25 protein-coding genes and 3 tRNA genes are annotated in these 22,184 nt (G+C 43.2%); 25 read left to right on the top strand and 3 right to left on the bottom strand.

The features are described 5' to 3' along the window. Nucleotides 1-130 precede the first annotated feature (130 nt). From ltrA to NST45_RS21555, 11 genes are all read left to right on the top strand, one after another. Nucleotides 131-1,393: a group II intron reverse transcriptase/maturase gene (gene ltrA / locus NST45_RS21605; RefSeq protein WP_036681916.1), complete on the top strand. Its 1,263-nt coding sequence runs from the start codon at nt 131-133 to the stop codon at nt 1,391-1,393. A 197-nt stretch (nt 1,394-1,590) separates the two neighbouring features. Continuing rightward, nucleotides 1,591-2,037, top strand: a complete 447-nt coding sequence (locus NST45_RS21600; RefSeq protein ID WP_076106957.1) for an oxidoreductase — start codon at nt 1,591-1,593, stop codon at nt 2,035-2,037. A 142-nt stretch (nt 2,038-2,179) separates the two neighbouring features. After that, nucleotides 2,180-2,785, top strand: coding sequence for a class I SAM-dependent methyltransferase (locus NST45_RS21595; RefSeq protein WP_036681653.1), 606 nt, complete (start codon nt 2,180-2,182; stop codon nt 2,783-2,785). Between the two features lie 399 nt (nt 2,786-3,184). Next, a complete protein-coding gene (locus NST45_RS21590; protein ID WP_326048240.1) occupies nt 3,185-3,646 on the top strand; it encodes a DinB family protein in 462 nt (153 codons plus the stop codon). 470 nt (nt 3,647-4,116) lie between these two features. Further along, nucleotides 4,117-5,022: a branched-chain amino acid ABC transporter permease gene (locus NST45_RS21585; RefSeq protein ID WP_036681658.1), complete on the top strand. Its 906-nt coding sequence runs from the start codon at nt 4,117-4,119 to the stop codon at nt 5,020-5,022. An 11-nt stretch (nt 5,023-5,033) separates the two neighbouring features. Further along, nucleotides 5,034-6,002 carry a branched-chain amino acid ABC transporter permease gene (locus tag NST45_RS21580; RefSeq protein WP_036681661.1) on the top strand — a complete coding sequence of 323 codons (969 nt, stop codon included), beginning with the start codon at nt 5,034-5,036 and terminating at the stop codon, nt 6,000-6,002. Continuing rightward, a complete protein-coding gene (locus NST45_RS21575; RefSeq protein ID WP_036681664.1) occupies nt 5,971-6,753 on the top strand; it encodes an ABC transporter ATP-binding protein in 783 nt (260 codons plus the stop codon). The genes NST45_RS21580 and NST45_RS21575 overlap by 32 nt, the downstream gene beginning before the upstream one ends. Before the next feature lie 6 nt (nt 6,754-6,759). Further along, nucleotides 6,760-7,461, top strand: a complete 702-nt coding sequence (locus NST45_RS21570; RefSeq protein ID WP_036681666.1) for an ABC transporter ATP-binding protein — start codon at nt 6,760-6,762, stop codon at nt 7,459-7,461. A 71-nt stretch (nt 7,462-7,532) separates the two neighbouring features. Further along, entirely contained in the window at nt 7,533-8,723 is a 1,191-nt protein-coding gene (locus NST45_RS21565; RefSeq protein ID WP_036681667.1) for an ABC transporter substrate-binding protein, read from the top strand. A gap of 138 nt (nt 8,724-8,861) precedes the next feature. Next, a tRNA-Glu gene (locus tag NST45_RS21560) sits at nt 8,862-8,933 on the top strand. A gap of 6 nt (nt 8,934-8,939) precedes the next feature. Then, nucleotides 8,940-9,022: transfer RNA gene (locus tag NST45_RS21555), tRNA-Leu, on the top strand. Nucleotides 9,023-9,110: 88 nt separating this feature from the next. On the opposite strand, the gene NST45_RS21550 is transcribed toward NST45_RS21555, so the two are convergent. Further along, nucleotides 9,111-9,734 carry a hypothetical protein gene (locus NST45_RS21550; RefSeq protein ID WP_051491199.1) on the bottom strand — a complete coding sequence of 208 codons (624 nt, stop codon included), beginning with the start codon at nt 9,732-9,734 and terminating at the stop codon, nt 9,111-9,113. A gap of 227 nt (nt 9,735-9,961) precedes the next feature. On the opposite strand from NST45_RS21550, the gene NST45_RS21545 reads away from it, so the two are divergent. Both NST45_RS21545 and NST45_RS21540 read left to right on the top strand, forming a co-directional pair. Then, nucleotides 9,962-10,327, top strand: a complete 366-nt coding sequence (locus tag NST45_RS21545; RefSeq protein ID WP_036681672.1) for a helix-turn-helix domain-containing protein — start codon at nt 9,962-9,964, stop codon at nt 10,325-10,327. 87 nt (nt 10,328-10,414) lie between these two features. Then, nucleotides 10,415-10,497 (top strand) — tRNA-Leu (locus NST45_RS21540). A gap of 66 nt (nt 10,498-10,563) precedes the next feature. Here the strand turns inward: NST45_RS21540 and NST45_RS21535 are convergent. Both NST45_RS21535 and NST45_RS21530 read right to left on the bottom strand, forming a co-directional pair. After that, complete coding sequence (locus NST45_RS21535) at nt 10,564-11,073, bottom strand: GyrI-like domain-containing protein (protein ID WP_052096823.1); 510 nt, start codon at nt 11,071-11,073, stop codon at nt 10,564-10,566. A 169-nt stretch (nt 11,074-11,242) separates the two neighbouring features. Next, the gene (locus tag NST45_RS21530) at nt 11,243-11,722 is read right to left on the bottom strand and encodes a glutathione peroxidase (protein WP_038569095.1); all 480 of its coding nucleotides are present in this window, start codon (nt 11,720-11,722) and stop codon (nt 11,243-11,245) included. A 180-nt stretch (nt 11,723-11,902) separates the two neighbouring features. On the opposite strand from NST45_RS21530, the gene NST45_RS21525 reads away from it, so the two are divergent. The 12 genes from NST45_RS21525 to NST45_RS21470 all read left to right on the top strand — a co-directional run bounded on the left by NST45_RS21525 (nt 11,903) and on the right by NST45_RS21470 (nt 22,184). Next, nucleotides 11,903-12,325: an organic hydroperoxide resistance protein gene (locus NST45_RS21525; protein ID WP_036681676.1), complete on the top strand. Its 423-nt coding sequence runs from the start codon at nt 11,903-11,905 to the stop codon at nt 12,323-12,325. Between the two features lie 190 nt (nt 12,326-12,515). Continuing rightward, complete coding sequence (locus NST45_RS21520) at nt 12,516-12,794, top strand: hypothetical protein (protein ID WP_036681678.1); 279 nt, start codon at nt 12,516-12,518, stop codon at nt 12,792-12,794. Between the two features lie 94 nt (nt 12,795-12,888). Then, entirely contained in the window at nt 12,889-13,308 is a 420-nt protein-coding gene (locus tag NST45_RS21515) for a thiol-disulfide oxidoreductase DCC family protein (RefSeq protein ID WP_038569098.1), read from the top strand. 79 nt (nt 13,309-13,387) lie between these two features. Further along, on the top strand, nt 13,388-14,299 hold the full coding sequence (locus NST45_RS21510) for a copper amine oxidase N-terminal domain-containing protein (RefSeq protein ID WP_038569100.1): 912 nt from the start codon (nt 13,388-13,390) through the stop codon (nt 14,297-14,299). A 31-nt stretch (nt 14,300-14,330) separates the two neighbouring features. Then, nucleotides 14,331-14,765 carry a DUF6526 family protein gene (locus NST45_RS21505; RefSeq protein ID WP_036681683.1) on the top strand — a complete coding sequence of 145 codons (435 nt, stop codon included), beginning with the start codon at nt 14,331-14,333 and terminating at the stop codon, nt 14,763-14,765. 185 nt (nt 14,766-14,950) lie between these two features. Next, on the top strand, nt 14,951-16,114 hold the full coding sequence (locus tag NST45_RS21500) for a hypothetical protein (RefSeq protein WP_052096825.1): 1,164 nt from the start codon (nt 14,951-14,953) through the stop codon (nt 16,112-16,114). After that, nucleotides 16,107-17,339, top strand: coding sequence for a CpaF family protein (locus tag NST45_RS21495; RefSeq protein ID WP_339823763.1), 1,233 nt, complete (start codon nt 16,107-16,109; stop codon nt 17,337-17,339). The genes NST45_RS21500 and NST45_RS21495 overlap by 8 nt, the downstream gene beginning before the upstream one ends. Before the next feature lie 29 nt (nt 17,340-17,368). After that, nucleotides 17,369-18,172 carry a type II secretion system F family protein gene (locus NST45_RS21490; protein WP_038569105.1) on the top strand — a complete coding sequence of 268 codons (804 nt, stop codon included), beginning with the start codon at nt 17,369-17,371 and terminating at the stop codon, nt 18,170-18,172. A 13-nt stretch (nt 18,173-18,185) separates the two neighbouring features. Next, entirely contained in the window at nt 18,186-19,058 is an 873-nt protein-coding gene (locus tag NST45_RS21485; RefSeq protein WP_038569107.1) for a type II secretion system F family protein, read from the top strand. Between the two features lie 13 nt (nt 19,059-19,071). Next, entirely contained in the window at nt 19,072-19,260 is a 189-nt protein-coding gene (locus NST45_RS21480) for a Flp1 family type IVb pilin (RefSeq protein ID WP_036681690.1), read from the top strand. Continuing rightward, the gene (locus tag NST45_RS21475; RefSeq protein WP_244886427.1) at nt 19,257-19,928 is read left to right on the top strand and encodes a TadE family protein; all 672 of its coding nucleotides are present in this window, start codon (nt 19,257-19,259) and stop codon (nt 19,926-19,928) included. The genes NST45_RS21480 and NST45_RS21475 overlap by 4 nt, the downstream gene beginning before the upstream one ends. Before the next feature lie 27 nt (nt 19,929-19,955). Beyond that, complete coding sequence (locus tag NST45_RS21470) at nt 19,956-22,184, top strand: hypothetical protein (RefSeq protein WP_339823759.1); 2,229 nt, start codon at nt 19,956-19,958, stop codon at nt 22,182-22,184.

Genomic DNA, 22,184 nt, shown 5'->3' with positions numbered 1-22,184 from the left:
CAGAAAAAAAATCCGAAAGGACCTGACTGAAGAAGGAAACGGTGAATCCCGTGGGGGACTTCAGCAGGGCGGAGTTCATCTTTGGCACAAATGGAAGGTATAAATCACGTAAAGAGAGGTTAAAAAAAAAATGTTGGAGCAACTGCTATCACGGGAAAATCTTCTGCAAGCCTTAAAGCGTGTTGAAGCGAATAAAGGAAGTCATGGCGTAGATGGGATGTCCGTAAAATCCTTACGAGAACACATCGTACAAAACTGGCAGACCTTGCGGCATGCCATAGAAGAAGGAACCTATGAACCGAGCCCCGTGCGCCGAGTCGAAATCCCGAAACCCGGTGGCGGAGGTGTTAGGTTACTAGGAATACCTACCGTGACAGATCGAATGATTCAACAAGCAATCGCGCAGGTGTTAACTCCATTGTTTGATCCAGAGTTTTCCGACCATAGCTATGGATTCCGTCCGAAAAGACGAGGGCATGATGCGGTGAGGAAAGCTCGAACCTTTATGAAAGAAGGATATCGATTCGTAGTCGACCTAGACTTGGAGAAATTCTTTGATCGCGTCAACCATGACCGACTGATGATGAAGATTTCGGAGAAAGTGGAGGACAAGAAAGTTCTCCTGCTTATCCGCAAATATCTTCAGTCAGGTGTGATGGAGAACGGGTTAGTAACCCCGACAACGGAAGGTGCCCCGCAAGGCGGTCCACTGAGTCCGTTATTATCTAACATTGTCCTAGATGAGCTCGACAAAGAACTCGAGAAACGTGGGCACCGCTTCGTTCGTTATGCGGATGATTGCAATATTTACGTGAAAACGCTAAGAGCAGGAGAGAGAGTCAAGACAACGGTCACCCGATTCATCGAGACGAGGCTAAAGCTGAAGGTGAACCAAGTAAAGAGCGCGGTAGACCGTCCCTGGAAACGAAAGTTTCTAGGATTTAGTTTTAGTGTGGACAAAGAACCAAAGGTGAGAATTGCGAAGCAGTCCTTACAGAGAGTCAAGGTTCGAATACAGGAGATATCCTCTCGAAAGAGATCGATGAAGATGGAAGAGCGAATCAAGGAACTAAACCACTACCTCATGGGATGGTGCGGTTATTTCTCGCTGGCGGATACCCCAAGTACCTTTCGAGATATGGATAAATGGATACGAAGAAGGCTACGAATGTGCCTCTGGAAGCAGTGGAAGACCCCTAGAACCAAAGTCAAAAGACTTATATCCTTAGGGGTACCTAAGGATAAAGCCTATGAGTGGGGAAATACCCGAAAAGGGTATTGGCGAATTGCAGGGAGTCCAATTCTACAACATGCATTGAATAACCAATATTGGGAAGCCAATGGATTAAAGAGTGTATTGGACAGATACAACTCCTTACGGAATATTTCATGAACCGCCGTATATCGAACGGTACGTACGGTGGTGTGAGAGGTCGGGGGCTAGCCGCCCCCTCCTACTCGATTGTGTGAATTTATTTTTCGGTTGCTATATGCGATTCTGAGAAACGGTGAATTCAATATTTTGGAAGGGGAATGGAGTGGAGGGATCGAATGTTTATTTGATAAGTGTGAAGAGTTTAAAGGAGGAGCATGAAAACTATAAATCAAATACAAACAAAACCGTCAAGCCGATATGATAGTTTTGATCCGGATCAAGAGGGAAATAAAAATACTATTTTTGCCGACGTAATAATTGATGGTAGATCTCTTTACCAAATGTTAAAAAAATATGATAGGGTTCCTTCCCTCGGGTGGGGTAGTGAAGAGCATCAAAGGAAAATGATTAACTATTTTTTGTTAAACGAAATGCATGAATATTTGTACTGCAGGTACCCAATATTAGTCTGTCCCTGGTGTGGCGATGAAGAATGTGGCTTTATATCAGTGTTTATTGAGAGAGAAGGGGATCTTATTATATGGAGAGATTTCAAATTAGAATCCGGTAATAAGGCTATTGATATAGGCCCTTTTTGCTTTAAATGGGATGAATACGAAAAAGTTATTAGAGAGACATTTGGAACTGCGGGGATTCAATAAAGTATTTTGGAGCAATATTATATTTCCTGCAAATCATATTAAGCAACCTGAAAACCCATGGAAGAGATGTGCTCAAATAATTTATATGGGAAAGATCTATGAGTAAATCCAATAACTACATGGTCAAAGGAGTGGAATCAACATGGAACTGTTTAAGCAAATCCCCTTGTACAGATTTTTGGCATTATGCAATGAAAGTGGTATGGAAAAAAACATATTAGACTGCGGAGCGGGAGGGGATTCACCTCCACTAAGTTTGTTTGCGAACTATGGATACAGTACAAACGGAATTGAGATGAATGACGAACAAATTAAAAGAGCTAATCAGTTCGCAACTGAAAGGGGACAGATTCTAAATATACAACAAGGCGACATGAGACAGTTGGCGCTAAGTGATGAGTCAATGAGTTTTGTGTATTCGTATAACTCTATTTTTCATATGAGAAAACAAGATGTAAAAAAAGCGATAAATGAAATGAAACGAGTTCTAAAACCTAATGGATTATTATTTGTAAATTTTTTAACCCTAAAGGATTTTCGAGTCGGCGATGGAGTTGATTTGGGGGATAATCAGTTTGAACAGATGGAAGATGATGAATTCGTAATACACTCTTATTATGATTATCATGAAGCAGATTCTATGTTTGATGATTTGCAGTTAATATACAAAGAAGATCGAGTACTGGAAAGAAAGTTTGAAGGTGAATGGATACGACAAGGATTTATCGATTACATATATAAAAAATAGCTGGATGCTGAAGAACATATTAGTAGCTCCGAAAAAGCTAGATATCTGCGAACAATACGTTCACGCTGTGGACCACGAGGTGTTGGTTCGATAGAAGGTAAAGGTTTGAAGAAGAGTTAGCCAGGTGGACAACCCCACGAGTCTAATGCTAACGACTGTTTCCTAGGGTGATTTAAGCCGCTTGAATGTCAATCAGCACTTGATACTTGTTCGCAACTAATATACTTCGGGGGGGATTTCAGATGGATGTAATTATAAATAACTCAATGATTCATAATAAGTCGGAAATAAATAAGATTGTTTTTATATGTTTCGATGAAGCGAACTATGAACTATATAGGAATGAATTAAAGAGATTTTGTTAGAATTTTGATGATTACCAAAAAAGGAGATGTGCCAATGAATAACAGATCAGATTTGCTAAATCAGTTTAAGGAATGGAATGGATTTGTTTTAGAAATTATTGATTTAGATTGGAAAACACCCATCGCTGAAGGAAAATGGACCATTCATGATGTTGTTAGTCATATTTTGTTATGGGATAAATACTTCTATGAATCGACGATCGAACCGATAGCATGCGATAAAGCAATAACACTTCAACTTATTGATTTCGATCAATTCAATAATGATGCTGTTACATATGGTAAGACAAAAACCAAAGACGAATTAATAGAATTGACTGTGAAGTATCGTAACTTAATATTAGATTGTATAAGTAGTCTTAAAGAGGGGAAATACTCAGACAAATATGTGGACGGAAGGTTTTCCTTTGAGTCCTATTTAAAGGATTTTATATCGCATGACCTACATCATATGATGCAGATTAAAGAATTAAAAAAGATAATGATGAGTAATTGACTCGGGACGGAAGTGCAAATAATGGAGCTGACCACCATAATTAGCTTTCTCTCACTCCATTATTGTGTGGGACAGAGCTTTTTTTTGTGCAAAAATAGAGAAACAACTTGACCGGTAACTCATAATAAACTCGAAAAACACACGTCGAAAGAGACAAATGTTATATTATTTATCTTTAAATGCAATCTGTAGGTAAAATCAAAGACTCCCCCCTGAAAATCAAACTTTAAAAATCTCCGTAATTCTTCTGTTTTCTTCTCTTTACCCAATTTCTATCTTTATACATCCCAAAGAATTAACTCGATATGTTATGTAATATAACATAAAATATTGAATATTATAGTAAAAAGCACAAATTTTACTGACGCATGTATAGTACTGTGTTAATATAAGTGACATAAAACGATGAAAATGAATGTAAGCTAAAGAAAGGTGTTTTTAAAAATAAATATGGGGATTGGGGGACGGCGATGGAGTATTTCATTCAACAGTTAATTAACGGGATTTCTGTAGGGAGCATCTATGCTCTGATCGCACTTGGGTACACCATGGTTTACGGGATTATTAAATTGATCAATTTCGCCCATGGGGATGTGTTTATGGTTGGGTCGTTTATTGGATTGTTCAGTGCCAGGTACTTGGCTTCAGCAGGGCTTTCTCCGATACTGGTCTTACTTATCTCATTGGTGATCTCTATGACAATCAGTGCGTTGCTGGGGATGTCAATCGAACGGCTAGCATACAAACCTCTACGAAAAGCTTCGCGAATCGCTGTGTTGATTACTGCAATTGGCGTTTCTTTTTTGCTGGAATACAGCGGTGTGTTTGTGCTTGGTCCTCAGGCTAAAGGATTTCCGGAGATTCTTAATAAGCAGCAATACAACTTGTTTGGTTCCTCGATTCAGGTGGACTCCAATCAAATCATGATCTTGGGGACGACGGTTATTTTGATGATTATCCTTCAGTATATTGTGCACCGAACAAAGATTGGTAAAGCGATGCGGGCCGTGTCTTTTGATATGGAAGCAGCACGGTTGATGGGGATTAATGTAGATCGGACCATTTCAGCCACCTTCGCTATAGGATCTGCACTTGCGGCAGCAGCAGGCGTTATTTTCGGAATGACTTACAATTCAGTGGATCCGATGATGGGGGTACTTCCGGGGCTTAAAGCTTTTGTGGCTGCGGTTTTAGGTGGCATTGGCAGTATTCCTGGTGCTCTGGTAGGGGGACTTCTGCTGGGCACAGTCGAGACAGAGGTTTCTTCTCTGGGATATTCTTCGTGGCGTGATGGTGTGGCATTTGCTGTACTCATCCTAATCCTTATCTTTAAACCATCCGGGCTATTTGGTAAAAATGTCCGCGAGAAAGTGTAGGGAGATGCCGTATGAAGAAGATAAATAAGTCATTTTGGATAGGCATTGTCTTTTCTATCATGCTATATATCGTCATTCAAGTTCTTCTAACAACGGGAATATTTGATGATGTCATGGAGTCTACGCTAATTCTAATTTGTATAAATGTCATGCTGGCGGTGTCTTTGAATCTGATTAATGGGATAACGGGACAATTCTCAATCGGGCATGCTGGATTTATGTCCATTGGTGCTTATGTTTCTTCCATTTTAACTTTGAACTTTGATATGCCATTCGTGCTGGCGCTAGTGATCTCTGGACTGGTTGCTGCATTTTTCGGTGTGCTTATCGGGATTCCGACCTTGCGGCTGAATGGAGACTATCTGGCGATTGCTACGCTGGGATTTGGTGAGATTATCCGGATTGTCCTGCTCAATACAGAATATGTGGGCGGAGCTTCAGGCCTAAGCGGCATCCCTAATCAAACGACTTGGACGATTATGTTTCTGTTCACATTGGTCACGATTGTTGTGATCAATAACTTTATACGTTCCACTCACGGCCGGGCTTGTATAGCGATTCGTGAGAATGAAATTGCTGCTGAAGCGATGGGGATTAATACAACTTTGTACAAAGTCATTGCTTTTTCACTTGGAGCATTATTTGCGGGGATAGCTGGTGGTCTCTCTGCTCATAAGTTCTACGTCATCAATCCTGGAAGCTTTAATTTTCTAAAATCATTCGAAATTCTAGTCATGGTTGTGTTAGGTGGACTAGGAAGTACAAGCGGGGCCATCGTGGGTGCGATTGTACTGACGGTGCTCTTCACGGTGCTTCAGGAATATCCGGAGCTGCGGATGATTATTTACTCGGCGATTCTAATTCTGATGATGATTTTTCGGCCTAAGGGGCTGCTTGGCAGCACGGGTTTTTCTTTCTTGAAATGGTCTAAAAAGGAGGTCAAACCAAGTGACAGCATCAACAGTGGAAGTGCTTCTTGATGTTCAACAAGCGAGTCGTGCATTTGGCGGGCTTAAGGCGCTTAACGAGGTATCCCTCCATATTAATAAAGGTGAGTTGATTGGGCTCATCGGACCTAATGGCGCGGGAAAAACAACCCTTTTTAATTTGCTGACAGGTGTATACCCGCCTTCCAGTGGCGATATTATCCTCGGCAATCAGGCAGTAGGCGGGATGAAGCCTTATCGGATTAACCGAAAAGGGGCAGCGAGGACATTTCAGAATATTCGTCTGTTTACCTCTATGACGGTGCTGGATAACGTTAAGATCGCATTTCATCAGCATGCCAGACACTCGATGTTCACTTCCATGCTCCGCCTGCCTAAGCATTTTGCAGAAGAAAACGGAATTACGCAAAAGGCTATGGATATTCTCAAAATATTTAATCTTGCCGATCAATGTGATGAATGTGCCGGGAATCTTAGCTACGGAAATCAAAGGCGTTTGGAAATTGCACGCGCGCTTGCAGCAGGACCTAAGCTTTTGCTATTGGATGAACCAGCCGCAGGGATGAACCCGAATGAAACTCGGGATCTAATGAATCTTATTGCCTGGATCCGTGAAGAGTTTGAGCTGACGATCCTGCTTATCGAGCACGATATGTCCCTTGTTATGGGGGTGTGTGACCGGATTTATGTGCTGGATCGCGGAATGTTGATTGCTGAAGGTACGCCCGTTGAAATACGGAATCATCCCAAAGTCATAGAAGCCTATTTGGGACAGGAGGCGTAGTGGACCATGCTTAGCGTACAGGGGATCAATGTATATTATGGGGCGATTCATGCCTTGAAGGATTTAAGTATGAATGTAAAAGAAGGCGAGATTGTGACTCTAATCGGCGCAAATGGAGCAGGCAAGTCCACGTTGCTTAAGACGCTTTCGGGACTGCTGAAACCCAAAACAGGCAGTATAGATTTCATGGATAAATCTATTACGAATCAGAGTGTTCAGTCCATCGTAAAACAGGGGCTTATTCATTGTCCGGAAGGCAGGCGTGTATTTGCTAATATGTCTGTGGAAGAAAATCTGGAGCTAGGAGCTTTTTTACAAGATTTTGGCAGCTTAGCTGCTGATTTTGCCAAGGTCTACTCCACCTTCCCGCGTCTTTTAGAAAGAAAAAAACAGCTTGCCGGCACATTATCCGGCGGGGAGCAGCAGATGCTTGCTATGGGGCGTGCGATGATGGGGCATCCCAAGCTTTTATTATTAGATGAACCCTCGATGGGGCTTGCTCCATTACTCGTTCAGGATATTTTTCGGATCATCCAGGAAGTAAATGCCTCTGGAACAACAGTGCTTCTTGTAGAACAAAATGCCCATCAGGCGCTTAAAATTGCTCATCGGGCTTACGTTCTTGAGACGGGCAGAGTGGTGCTTGAGGGAGATGCCAAGGAATTGGCAGATTCGGAAGAGATCAGAATGGCTTATCTGGGACATTAATTCATCGGCTAGTTCACAACAGCATCACAGAAAGAACCTATAAATTATTTATTTTGGGAGGCTGGAAGAGGATGAAGAAAATCGGGGCCATATTGCTGACTGCGTTACTGGCTGGTGGATTGCTGGCAGGCTGTGGGAACAAGACAGACAACACTACTGCTGAAGGTGGGAATGCTGGTGGAGGGACCATCAAGATTGGAGCAGACCTTGAGCTTACAGGCGGCCAGGCTTCCTTCGGTGATTCTGCACTCAAAGGGGCAAAGCTGGCGGTAAAAGAAATTAATGACGCAGGTGGAATACTCGGCAAAAAACTTGAACTGATTGAAGCGGATAATGCTTCCAAGTCGGAAGAGGCGACACGCGCAGCGCAAAAGCTGATTACTACCCATAAAGTTGTAGCTATTATCGGTGCAACTACATCTACGAATACCCTCGGGATTGTTCCCGTTGCTCAAGAAAAAGGCATCCCGCTGGTTAGCTCCTCAGCCACCAATCCCAAAGTAACAGTTGATGAACGTACTGGAGATTTGAATGAATGGGTATTCCGGGCCTCATTTATTGATCCTTTCCAAGGCGAAGTAATGGCTAACTTTGCTAAGGATACACTTAAAGCGAAGACGGCAGTTATTTATACGGATGCTTCAAGCGATTATTCCAAAGGGCTGCAGACTTTCTTTAAAGCAACGTTTACTAAGAACGGTGGCTCTATCTTAAGCGAAGAATCCTATCAACAAAAAGATTCTGATTTTAAAGCTGTATTAACACGTATTAAAGAAGCTAATCCCGATGTTATTTATCTTCCAGGCTACTATGAGGAGGTCGGCAAAATCGTAAAGCAAGCTCGCGAAATGGGGATCACCGTTCCGTTTATGGGCGGGGATGGCTGGGATTCACCTCAACTGGCTGAGATTGCCGGAGCGGATGCCCTAAACAATACGTTTATGTCCAATCACTATTCACCTGAAGATAGCTCGCCAGAAGTGAAATCGTTCGTAGATGCCTTCAAAGCTGCTAACGGTGATCTTGTTCCAGATGGGATGGCTGCGCTTGGATATGACGCCGTGAAACTAGTGGCAGACGCCATTACACGTGCGGATTCCACAGAACCTGAGAAGCTGAAGGATGCACTGGCGGGGACGAAGGATTTACAACTGGCCACGGGTAAAATCACAATGAATGAAACGCATGACCCGGTAAAAGCAGCTGTGGTGCTAAAATTTGTAGATGGGGTACAAACCTTTGAGGCAAAAGTAAATCCATAAGCGTTGTGATTAGAGGCGCGTACCTTTATTGGTGCGCGTTTCTTTTAGTTTAAACTTTTTTTAAAAAAAGGCTTGTCAAAATTCTTATGGTTTGATATACTCATTTTTGTTGTGACAAGAAAATAACTTGTAAAGCATGGCCCGTTGGTCAAGGGGTTAAGACACCTCCCTTTCACGGAGGTAACATGGGTTCGAATCCCATACGGGTCATATTATGCGGTAGTGGTGGAATGGCAGACACGCTATCTTGAGGGGGTAGTGGGTGTATACCCGTGGAGGTTCGAGTCCTCTCTACCGCATACAAATAAAAAGTAAGAAACCCTTTGTTCGCAGAGGATTTCTTACTTTTTTTTTATAAGATTAGAAGTGAAATTCAGTGGCCTCAGGTCATCTCTTAAAAGCCCCAGCATACTGGGGATAGAGCTGTCTTATGCAGTCTGGGCAGATATCATGGGTGAATTGCAAAGAAAGTTGATGCTTTAAGAAATGTTCAATGGTGATCCATTCATCCTTGGGATTACGAATACATTTACAGGAAGCACAGATTGGGATTAGCTCAAAAGATGATGGTAAGGTTGAACGGAGGTTTATGATCTCCGGATGAAGAGGTTCTTCTTTATAGGGGCCCACATCATATAGTGAAATTATAAAAGTGGCTTCTGGGTGCGGATCTGAGAGAAATGGATAGATCTCCAAACGGAAGATTCGTTTCCCTTTATTAGCGGTTTGTATGGAGAATTCGGAAGTATAAACCTGATGCTCTCTGCGGAGTATATATTTCACTGATTCATAAAGCTTGGCCCATTGATCGGGATCGATAATCACATCTTGCATGAGCTCTGAGTAATACGCACCAATCCATTTCTTATTAGTAGAAAGACCATATTCATGACTAAAGGCCTTCCACCTACTGTTGGTGAACTGGATAATCCCATGACTGTTGATTACCACCGCATTGTGCGGTAAAGCTTCAAGTGAATGGATAATGGAAGATGATAAGCATTTTGACAAAAGTCACCGCTCCCTCCTAGAGATCATTCAGGATGATAAGTTAACAAAGGGGGCCAGACGGTATTCTAACAGATACTTGTCACCTGAGTCGCCTCTTATCGTCACTCCAGCCATATGATATAATCGGATAATACATAACAATACTAATTATATACTTTTTTACGTTATTTTGCAATAGGTAATTACGTAAATAAGTAATTTATTTTTAGATGGAGGGCGATTCACCGATGCAGACCATATACGAACGTATAGAATACCTGATTAAGCAGAAAGGTTTGACCAAAAAATCATTCTGTGAGCAGTTAAATATCAGCACAGGTAATATGGGAGATTGGAAGCGGGGGAAGACTACTCCAGGAACACATAAGCTGATTGAGATCGGTGATTTTTTTCATGTTAGTCTGGACTGGCTTATTCTCGGCAAAGATACACCGGATACTGTACGAGAGAGCGGCGTAGACTATGATTTGAGTGATGTTCAGCTATCGGAAAGCCGAGTAGATGAATTACTTCCAGCAGAAAAGAATTTTATCAAGGAATATATAGCTTTTGCTGAATATCGTAAACAGAAAATGGTCGACGAAGAATCTTAAAATCTGCATCTTTACTTTTGAGAAAAGTACATTTATAATAATGAATGTTGACCTCAAACAATTTATGTTCTATGTTTAACACACCGCGCGGTAGTGGTGGAATGGCAGACACGCTATCTTGAGGGGGTAGTGGGTGTATACCCGTGGAGGTTCGAGTCCTCTCTACCGCATACAGAATGAAGAAAGAGGCCTTGCGATGCAAGGCTTCTTTTTTTGTACATTCCTCAATCCACAACCTACTTCTTTACAAGCGGCACGCATAGATTGGCTTCGAATCCTTCATCATCCGGACCGGACTTTTCCGTGTATTGGATGTAAAAGACTCCATCAGGGTTGAACTTATAACCGGAATCCGGCAGCCATTCATTATGTATATAATTCCAGGTATGTTGAAAAGCCAACTGAGGGAATCCTTTTGCAGTAAATATAGCATAGGCAGACGCAGGAAGTTTCTTATGAACAAGGCCTTCAGGGATACAATCTAACTGCTCGACTTCAACGCAAAGGAAAAAATCAATATCCCATGTGGTATGCTCCCACAGTTTAGGCACGGATGTACGGTTCTGAAATAGACCGAGATAACAACCGCTGCTTTGAACTTTTGTGGGTATAGTATCAAATTTTGCATCAATATCCAGCTCGCCAAAAACATATTCCCAAAGATTCGCGTATGGCTCCCCGGATGAGTTTACATTTGTCCAGCCAATAACATTTAGTTCGGGTATATCAAGCAGTTGAACAGTCACCGATTGTCCCTCCCAGCAAAAATATTTCAACAATATTATAAAATATTCCAAGAGATTAAAGGGTGCTGATATATAGCGATATTATGACGTTCTTTCTAGTTAAAAAGGATACTTTACCGCATAACAACAGGGGGCTGTGTGATGTGGTGAGTATCCTTTTTCTAATGAATTATTTTAAAAGCTTGGAAATATCGGATTCGATCTGCTGTGGAGTGGTCTTAGGAGCAAACCGTTTTAGAACACGGCCATCTTGGTCAACCAGAAACTTCGTAAAGTTCCATTTCACACTTTTTGAGCCTAAGACACCAGGAGCTTCTTTGGATAAGTATTTGAATAATGGATGTGCTTCATCGCCTTTTACGTCAATCTTCTCGAACATAGGGAAGGTTACCCCATAATTAATCTCGCAGTATTCCGCAATTTCATCACTTTCGCCAGGCTCTTGTCCAGCAAATTGATTGCTTGGAAATCCTAAAACTTCGAACCCGCGGTCCTTGAATTTCTCGTACACTTCCTGAAGACCTTTATACTGGGGAGTAAATCCACATTTGCTGGCAGTATTCACAACCAGGAGTACTTTACCCTTGTACTTTGACAATGATTCCTCTTCACCCTTAAGAGTGTTGACCTCAAAATCATAAATACTCATGGATGACACCTCCATAGCTAATTTAAGTTTTTAACAATTTAATTGTACACTATTTATGGTCTGGAGCCAAATAAGAAAGTATTATGAATCATTCCTCATCATCGTTTCAAATCATACCTGTTGTTTAAAGTATAAAGTATGAGCATGACCAATACAGCTTGATGAAGGAGAAGATGACTCATGAAAGCATTATACACAGCAACTACAACAGTCCATGGCGGTCGTGAAGGCTCCATTGAATCCTCGGATGGCGTGTTAAAGCATAATCTAAGCATGCCTAAAGAGCTTGGAGGACCGGGAGGTTCTGGTACCAATCCAGAGCAATTATTCTCGGCTGGTTATGGAGCGTGTTACGAGAGTGCACTAGCGAATATCGCGCGTAAAGAGGGCGTGAAACTCCATGACGTGGAGGTAACTTGTAATGTGTCCATTGGGAAGGATGACAGTGATGGAGGCTTTAGACTAGCTGTGAGAATGGATGTGAAGCTGCCAGGGATTGAGCATGACAAAGCAGAGGAACTGGCGAAGAAGGCTCACGAATTCTGTCCTTACTCCAAAGCAACCAGAGGTAATATCGAGGTTGAATTAAAGATTGTTGATTAAATGTATCTGTATATATTTTATGGAAATAATGGCTAAATAGAGACGTAAATCATAAAAGAGTAATAAATAGCTGCCGTGTTAGGCGTCTTTGGTTGACATCACCCTTAAAATTCTTTAATATGTCTAAGTATCTGAGAATGTGCCTGCGTGTGCAATTTACAACCAAAAATTTAAATAATGGGTGATGAAGATGTCTTACAGACCGAATATTACGAATGTGACCAAAGCCAGCAGCAACGATAAGGAAGGATTGTACGAGTTCATTATCAAGCTTGCTGATGGAACGGAGTGCCGCGCGTTTTATCATCGGTTTCCGGAATGGAAAATGACGAACATCAGCCGCCTGCTTAAAACTCCATGTCCAATTTGCCGCAAAGATTTCATCTGCAAATGCATGGAGGCATTCACTGCTGATTTCGAAGGGCAAATGATCGGGGATCAATGGATTGAGAAAGCAATCGCAGAATAATTAAAGAACGGCACTTGATGGCGCGGGAGGATATCCCGCGTTTTTGTTTACCCAAAAAAGCAGAAATTTACGCCTTTAAGACGGAGGGGGAGCCATGAACGAAGAACTGAACCTTATGAAAGATAAGTCCATTGTGTTGATAGACGGAGTGTGTCATCTTTGCCAGGGGGTAGTTCGTTTCATTATCCCGCGTGACCCCGAGGCTAAATTTCTATTCGCACCTTTACAGAATGAAATTGCGGCAAATCTAATGAAAGAGTCCGGACTTCAGCCTGGACAATTAAACACGGTGATTTTACTGGAGAACGGAGTGTATTATACAGAGTCGGCCGCTGTGCTAAGAATTGCCCGTAAATTGAGATTTCCTTGGCCTGCCGCATACGTGTTCATCTTAGTACCACGCCCATTGCGCAATGCCCTTTATCGGTATGTAGCTAAGAACCGCTATCGTTGGTTCGGACGTGATGAGCAGTGTATGCTCCCTACCCCAGAGATCAAACGGAGATTTTTGTAAACCATAATCTGGGAGAATGTTATAATGAAACTATAAATTGGTATAGTTTTTTCATATTATCACTAGGGGTGAACGAATAGTGAAACGGAAAGGGCTTCTGCTTTTTATAGTCATGTTGTTATCTTTAAGTATGATCGGTACGGCCTCAGCTGCCCCCAAGCTTCGTATTATGGTGAACAATTCAAGTGTGGATGTTGGTGTGCAAATCGTGTCGGGGAAGACGCTGGTTCCGCTGAAAGCTTTTGAAAGATTCAAGAATACTTCTATTCAATGGGATGCCAATACCAAGCAAGCTACGATTGCTAGAGATTCTATGAAGATTAAACTTACGGTTGGTTCACGGACGGCTTGGAAGAACTCGGAAGCTGTACAATTGGATGTAACGGCCAAAATAGTGGATGGAAGAGTAGCGGTACCCATGCGATTTATTGCGGAGGCTCTTGGAGCGAGAGTAACAGTAGATGCTGCTACGAATACAGTCTGGGTTCAGGAACGGGCCAATGCTAAACTTGTGCAGAATTATAATAGTAATGACTTAGTTGTTTCCCGCATAGCTGCTTTGCAATTCCCGGTTGAAGAAAGAGAACCCTCCAAATTGACGGGTGATAATGAAGCATTGTCCATGACGTATTATTTTCCTGAAGGCAGATCTGATGGTTATTTTATAATGTATGGACATTTCGTAAAGTATTATGAGATCAAGGATAATATTGTAAAAGTAGTTTGGGAAGCTGATCTAGATATGTCCAAAGAGGCTACAAATAAAGATTTTACCGCGATATTCGGTTACCCAGTTGCGAAGGAATATGGTAAAGCACCTGTTCTAGCTCCATCTTATGCCTCTTTTTATACGAGTGTTTGGGGAAGTCAGATTATTTATGGAATGGTTCATGCGGATGGAACTACTAAAGTTTCAGGACAGTCTCTGACTTGGGACGATACTAGAAAACCATTTGTTGTGGCTATACCTGGAGAGACCAAGCTTCAGTAATATATAAGTCAAATAAATATGGAGATGAATTATGAATAAGGGGAAACCTAAAGGTTTTATGCGTTTTGATTGGCCTTATCATTTTGTAACTATGCCGCTTGCGCTGATTATATTTGTATGGTCGGGAATTTATGTCGTTCAGGTGTTACGTGATGATGGTGCTTTAACAGTGCCCTTGCTATTATTTGGTTTATCTCTATGCCTGTTATTTGCGATTACTCGAATTCGAATTTATGCGACAAAAAATCAGGATCGAGTAGTGAGGGTGGAGGAGCAGTTCCGGTATTTCCGATTGACAGGTGAAGCATTAAATCCAGAGCTTGAATTAGCTCAGATTATTGCGCTTCGGTATGCAGGAGATGAAGAGTTTCCGGCACTATGTCAGCGGGCGGTGAAGGAAAAGCTTAGTCCTGCCGATATCCGGTCTGCCATCAAGAATTGGCGCGAAGATACGATGAGAGTCTAAAAACCACTTGATGTGCGAAAAAACTTATTGCTGCCTTCTTATATATATGCTACTATAGCTGTAAATTAAAGGGATAGTAACGGAAGCACCGTTCAATGTACCGTATCCACGGTTATTGTCGGTGCTTTTTTGCTGTCTTTTTTTTGATAATATTTATAAATTTCTTGCGAAAGGAGAGAGGTTTTATGGCGGCAAGGATTGTACTCGCAGTGCGTGAAAGTCAATATATCGAACCATTGCTACACTATCTTCATCATAGTGAGTATGGAGAAATGCTGCGAATCACGGCTTTTAGTCGGCTGGATGCTTTTATCGAATTTATGAGGGGAGAGGATATGCCCGATGCTGTTGTAGGTGACGTTACTTTTATCGAGGCTTGGCTTGTGGAGGGAAGAAATAAGGTGCCTTGGGCAGTTTTAAGTGAGGAGGGAGCTTATCTTAGCAGGAGTTCTAAAAGCTTGGCTGGAGGCATCATGATTGCGAAATATCAGGCACTGCCTTCTCTGCTGGGAGCATTTATTCAGCTATGTGAAGTGAAACGAGCTAGAGGTTCCTCTGTATTAGATGAAACGCTGCTGCTCGGTATCGTCTCCTCAAGCGGGAATACGGGCAAAACTACAGTAGCTATGAATATGGCTAAGCAGCTAGGTGAATTGGGGCTTTCGGTCTTTTATTTGAATCTTGAAAGTGTGGACAGCAGTGGATTATTTTTACGGCCCCCTGCAGGAAATACGCCTGGACTAGAGCGGCTCCTTTATGAAATCAAAGCCAGCCGGGATAAGGGCGGAGCCGATACGATTGATTTGGGACAATACGTGATTAGGTATGATCACCTTCGAAGTGCTGCTTTTAGGCCAATTATTAATGTAAAAGAAATGCTGCAGATGACTACGCAGGATACGCTAGATTTGTTGGCGCTGTTGGTTGCGGAAAGAAATTTTGACGTAATTATAATAGATACCGGCAGTATTGAAGAAGAACGTGCCAAAGCTGTGTTACATAAATGCGGAATTCTATTGTGGGTAGTTAGAAATGACGAGGTAAGCATTCATAAGACCATGAGATGGCTATCCCATTGCAATGCTCCTAATTCTGGTATGCCCAGCCAAGTGATGGACAAAAGTAGATTTGCCGTGAATTTTGCCGCAGATGGTTTAGAGGTGTGGGCACCTCCGGAAGGAATTACCGTTGAAGGTGTACTTCCGTATATCCCATCTTGGACGCTGCAGCACCGTGAGGAGCTTTTTCTGAACTCACCACAATTCCAAAAGGAGATCTTACAGCTGTGCAAGCAAATTATAGAACCGTCGCTTCCGCAAGTATTCACTGGTAAAGGTTTACATGAATGAGGAAATGTTTAAGGCACTTCGCAGTGATATCCGGGCAGGATTAGATGTTACTTCTGCAGTTGGGAATCGTGAACTCACCCAATATATTGAAAGGACAATTTTGGACAGCGAAAATCTGCGTTATTTAACAGCACAGGAGAAACATGAGCTCGTGAAGAGATTGTTCGATTCTTTTCGAGGATTGGATGTGCTCCAGCCATTAGTGGATAATCCGGCGATCACTGAGATTATGATTAACAGCCATAGTGAGATTTTTGTAGAAGAGGAGGGGCAGATTCGTCGTCTTCATTTGGAATTTGAGTCCAGCAGCAGGTTGGAGGATATTATCCAGACGGTTGTATCCGGTGTGAACCGGGTTGTAAATGACTCTTCTCCTATCGTTGACGCTCGGCTAAAAGACGGATCGCGTGTAAATATCGTGCTTCCGCCAGTAGCTCTGAAGGGCCCGGCGATGACCATTCGTAAATTCCCTGAAACACCGATGACGATGCAGGATTTAGTCCGTCGTGAAGCCTTAAGCTTGGAAGCCGCAGAGCTGCTGCAGATCTTAGTGGCTGCTAAATACAATATTTTTATTAGTGGCGGGACCGGCTCTGGGAAGACCACATTTCTTAATGCGTTATCTCAGTATATCCCCCCACAGGAGAGGGTCATTACGATAGAGGATTCCGCTGAACTGCAGATTGTAACTGTGCCGAACCTTGTTTCACTGGAGACCAGGAATGCCAACACGGAAGGTAGAGGGGAGATTTCCATCCGGGATTTGATTCGTTCTTCCCTGCGAATGCGGCCCAACCGGATTGTTGTGGGGGAGGTACGGGGAGCGGAATGTCTCGATATGCTGCAGGCGATGAACACCGGACACGATGGAAGCTTGTCTTCGGGCCATAGTAACAGCGCACACGATATGGTCAGTCGACTGGAGACGATGGTGCTGAGTGCTGCGGAGCTTCCGGTAGCTGTTGTTCGCCAGCAAATTTCATCGGCAATTGATATCTTCGTACACTTATCACGTCTCCGTGATCGTTCCAGGCGGGTGATGGAGATCAGTGAGGTTGCGGGGCTGAAAGACGGGGAAGTAATCTTGAATCCTTTATATGAATTTCAAGAAGCTGGTGAACGAGAGGGAAGGGTGCAAGGGGGGCTGCTTCCCTGTGGTAACCCATTGTTGCATACAACGAAGCTTAGGATGGCTGGCGTAACCTCCTATCCATTGGCTCAATAGAGATTCAAAATTCCAGAAGGGGGGAGGTCATGCTTAAGTTTAAATTTGTTGCTGCAAAGCCTGTAGAAGCGGATCCTGACGGTCCTTCGTTATTACCAGATTATAAGGTATACGAATTGACCTTGCAGCAGAGGATTCTGACCCTTATTGCAGGTGGACTGCTGATGCATGGAATTGGATATCTTTTTTATCATCATTGGCTGCTGTCGTTGCTGCTTATGCCGGGCGGAGCTTATGCCCCGCATATACTGCGTAACTATCTACTGAAAAGACGTCGAAATGCACTGAATTTACAATTTAAGCAGACGTTATTTTCGCTGTCTTCCTCCCTTTCAGCTGGGCGTTCGGTGGAGAATGCATTCCGAGAGGCGGTTCAGGATTTACGTATGCTCGACCCGGAGGGAAGCAGTGATATGATCTCCGAGTTAAACATTATCTGTGCACGCATGGAATATGGACAGCCTGTGGAAGAAGCGCTGCGGAACTTTAGTGAAAGAGCGGGAATGGAGGACATCGAGCGATTCGCGGATGTGTTCTCGGTCTGTAAACGTACTGGTGGTGATCTTGTAGAAGTGGTGCGCCGTACATCAACGATTATCGGTGAGAAGCTGGATATTCAGCAGGATATTGCTGTAAGTATTGCTCAGAAGAAATTTGAGGCTAAGGCACTGCTGATATCTCCGCTGATCATGGTGATGTTTATGAGTTTGACGGCTGGAGAATATATGCAACCTATGTATACAGGAGCGGGTATAGCCATATCGACAATAGCGCTTGTTGCTTTATTCCTATGTTATCTCTGGACTACTAAAATAATGGACATTCCACTGTGAAGGGGGTGAAAACATGCGCTGGCTATGTGCGGTGGTTACTGTTATTTTGCTAATAGTCTGGGTTCTACTGCGAATTCAATGCGGCAACAGATATGTCGCGTTACGCAGTCTTCCTATGGAAGGATTACGGCTTCGGAAGTTAGGCGAACCGTTATTACTGCTTATTGAGAAGAGTGGTATCGCCAGTCGGTTTCCCTCACTGCTGTTCAGAATTCAGCGTTCTCTACAGCGCAGTTATGGGATGCGTTATAGCGCAGAGCGGACCCTGCTGTTCATGGGTGAGATGATAAGTTACAGCTGGCTGTTGCTTGTAGGTGGAAGTTTGATTACAGCATTTAGTGGCGAACAGGCAGGTATGACATTGGGTGTATTTTTGGCAATTGCTCTACCAACCGCTATGGTCAGTGATCTGCACAAAAAGGTGAGAGTTAGGGAGCAGAATATTATGCTCGAATTGCCAGAGCTGCTGAACAGTATTGTGTTGTTGGTTGGCGCAGGAGAGACCGTGCAACGAGCTATTATTCGCTGTGTGGAAAGCCACCGGGGGGATACGAATCATCCTCTGTATAAGGAGCTAATGACTATGACTAGTGAATGGGAGGGCGGATATTCCTTCCAGCAGGCGTTTGAAAATTTCAGCAAGAGATGCGCTGTGCAGGAGGTATCGGTATTCACAACGACAGTTTTGCTGAATTATCGCAGAGGTGGAGCGGATTTTGTGCTATCGCTACGTGATCTGTCGCGGATGCTGTGGGATAAACGAAAGGCACTTAGCCGGACGCGCGGAGAGCAGGCATCCTCCAAATTAGTTTTTCCGATGGTAGTTATCTTTTTAATAGTAATTGTACTGGTGGGAACGCCAGCATTTTTGATGTTAAAAATGTAGGAGGCTGAAGCTGATGGTATCAACAATGTTGGACAGTATGAAGAACTTTTGGGAAGACGAGGAAGGGTTAGGAACTTTGGAGATGATTTTGATTATTGCTGTGTTGATTGCGGTTGTTCTTTTGTTTAAGGACAAAATTCAAGAGGTAGTAGAAGCCTTAATTAAAACGGCGGGTGAAAAGAGCCAGGAAGTATTCGATTGAACAAGCTTAAGGGTGATCAAGGCAGCTTTACTATTGAAGCGTCACTTCTGTTGCCGATCGTCATGTTTATTACGATGCTTCTTTTGTTTTTTTGCTTGTATAGCTATCAGAAGTCCATGCTGTTGCAGGTGGCTTCAGGAGCTACTGAACGGGCGGCTTACAACTGGGACAACAGTCACAAAGAGGTCTCTGGTTCTTACATGGCTGGTGAGTATGACTCCCTTTATTGGAGAATTGGGGATGATGCCTTGCTAACCTCATTATTCGGTGGAGAAGCTGGCAGTGCTGGCGTGACAATAGAGTTGCCCGGTGAAGTATCAGATAAGGGTGATTTGCCAGTGCTTAAACTGGGCCATTCGTCTACCATGATTCCGGACAATATGCCAGGAACTATGCGTTATGCTCACAGCCTTACAGGACGGAGAGTAAGTGCTGAGTTAAACCGTCTGCTGAGCTTACCTGTGCTTGATAAGGTTCTATCGGATGAGGCTAAACCAACTGTTGAAGCCCAGTCTATCATTGTTGAGCCTGTTGAGTTTATTCGTACGGTCGATCTGATGCGTTATTTCGGAGCTAAATTTAAAGGGGGCCCTGAGGGCAGTGGATCAGCAGTTTACATGGATAAGAAGGATGCTTCTGCTATGCTGACCAAGCTTCAGGATAAGTAAAATCTCTGCTCAAGGGAGGGGGTTTTAATGAAAAGTAAATTTACCGGTTGTCCTGCTAAGGGCAAAACAGAAGGCTCAGTTACAATTTTTCTAATCATGGTGCTGGCTTTCGTCTTTCTTTTTACTGCTGTGCTGATTGATTATGCGCGAATTGCTGCGTTCAACGTTCAGGAGGAACGATTAGCGAGAGCCAGTGTCCGCTCTGTTATGTCTTCATATCATGTTGAATTACGAGAGAAGTACGGTTTGTTTGCATTTGGTGATAGCAATGGAGATATGCTGCTGTCCAAAGTGCTCAACGAAAATTTGCATAAAAGTGGGCGGGGGGATACGTTCAATCTCTTACCCTTTGCACTGGAATCCTCCTCCTTGGAATGGAGCCGGCCGCTGGGAAGTTATGATGTTTTTCGTCATCAAATACTGGAAGAGATGAAGTATAAGGCTCCGGTAGATTTCGCCTTGGAGCTGGCAGGTAAATTCAAACCGCTGTCAGGCGTAATGGCAGAGACCTCAAGAGCTACCGAATTACTTAGTAAGCTGCAACCTTTATATGATGAACGTGAAGAGAATTTGGATCTAATGTTAGAGCGGAGAAGCCAAGCGGCGGAGAGTGGAAGAAGAATACTGCTATGGATTATGAATCCGCCCGGGGATTCTATCTCGGCCCATTCGCTCGGAAGCATGCAAGCAGCCGCGGATATACCAGCACAGTATAGTGACTATCTCGGGAAATATTACGACGATCTGTATCGTGATAGTGAAAAGCCTGCAAAGTACACTTATCAGTTGGCACTTTATCAGAGCCGAACTTCAGAGATGTTATCGCGGCTCCCAGCCTTATTAACAACCTTTCGTGAAGAACATGGACAATCAATGGAGGAAGCGAAGGATGCGTTAAACAAGGCGCAGCAATTGAATGACGAGATGAGAGATGTTTTGGCAGCTTCCCGAATAAGTGGCGTAAATCTGGCGGACGATCCTGCTAAAGACTGGGATATTCCGGGAAGTTCAGGGGAAATAAGTGCTGAGCCACTTAAAAATCTGCATGAACAGGAAGATGCCTTGATCCTCTCTTCGGCTGACATTAGTAGTATGGAGAATAGTTTATTTATGCAACAAAGTGTGTACGAATCCATTGAACCGACGGTAACAGGATTGTCAGCAGAGCTGCATGAAGCTTTGGGAGTCAACGGCGATTCCTACCAAATGATTTCCTCTGTTCTAGGGGCTTCGCATGTAGTGGACAACTATTATAAAAAATACGGTAAGAAGGGAAGTGTTATCGCTAGTGATTTGGCTTTTCTTGAACAGCATCGCAGCTCGGATAAAGCACGTAAGCAAGTAGAGTGGGAAGCCAAATCCAAGCTGGGCGAGGTTAGAGCACTACTGAACAAGATTAGAATGCTAGGTAGCGGAGCGGCAGCTTCGATGGAACGTTATCAAATCCTTCATCAATTTTATGAGGACAATGTTTCATTTAACAACGGATTGGAGTCTCAATCCTCTGATAAATCTGAAGTATCCTCAGATCCCTATGCTGCTGGAAGTTCGGCGATGAAGGATATTGACGGGATTTATGCAGCAATGAGTGGCATTATGGGGGGCGCTAGAGACAGGCTTTTTCAAACGGAGTATTCCGCGCTTTATTTTCAGCATTTTGATGTTTCAAAGTTAGCTAGTCTGGCACTGAATTCTCTGGAAGACACTAGTGAGCTCACAGATCAGCTTGATCCTCGCGCTCAGGAGCTGGAATACATTTTATACGGATTTCATAATCCCGCGGGGAATGTGGCCGCAGCCTATGCCGAAATATTCGCGATGAGGTTGTCCATTCGCACGATGGAAGGTTTTATAGAGAAGGCAACCTTGGGAAATCCACTGGCTGTTCTAGCGGCGGCACTGTTGTATGGAATCCAGCATGCCATTCAGGATATGTTGCAGCTTTGTGAGAAGGATGCGATTCCTTTATCTAAATATATGCCGGCGCAGCTGACTTACCGTGATCATCTGCGACTGTTCATGATAATGCATGGAGGCGGGGAAGTGCAGCTATCGCGGATGCTGGCTCTGATTCAACTGAACACAGGAATAAATCCAGAGGAAAGAAACACCTATCTATCATCGGACATTAAGCTCCAAATGCAGTTATGGTTTCTGCCAGGTGTAGTTAAAATGTTGAATTATACTGCTGGTTTTCCGGGAGATGTACAAGGGAATAAGTATCTGAGGGCAGTAAAAGCTGATTATTCTTATTAG

This window comes from Paenibacillus sp. FSL R7-0163, assembly GCF_037969975.1.
Lineage (GTDB): Bacteria > Bacillota > Bacilli > Paenibacillales > Paenibacillaceae > Paenibacillus_AQ > Paenibacillus_AQ odorifer.
This window is presented reverse-complemented; position numbering and strand designations above follow the sequence as displayed.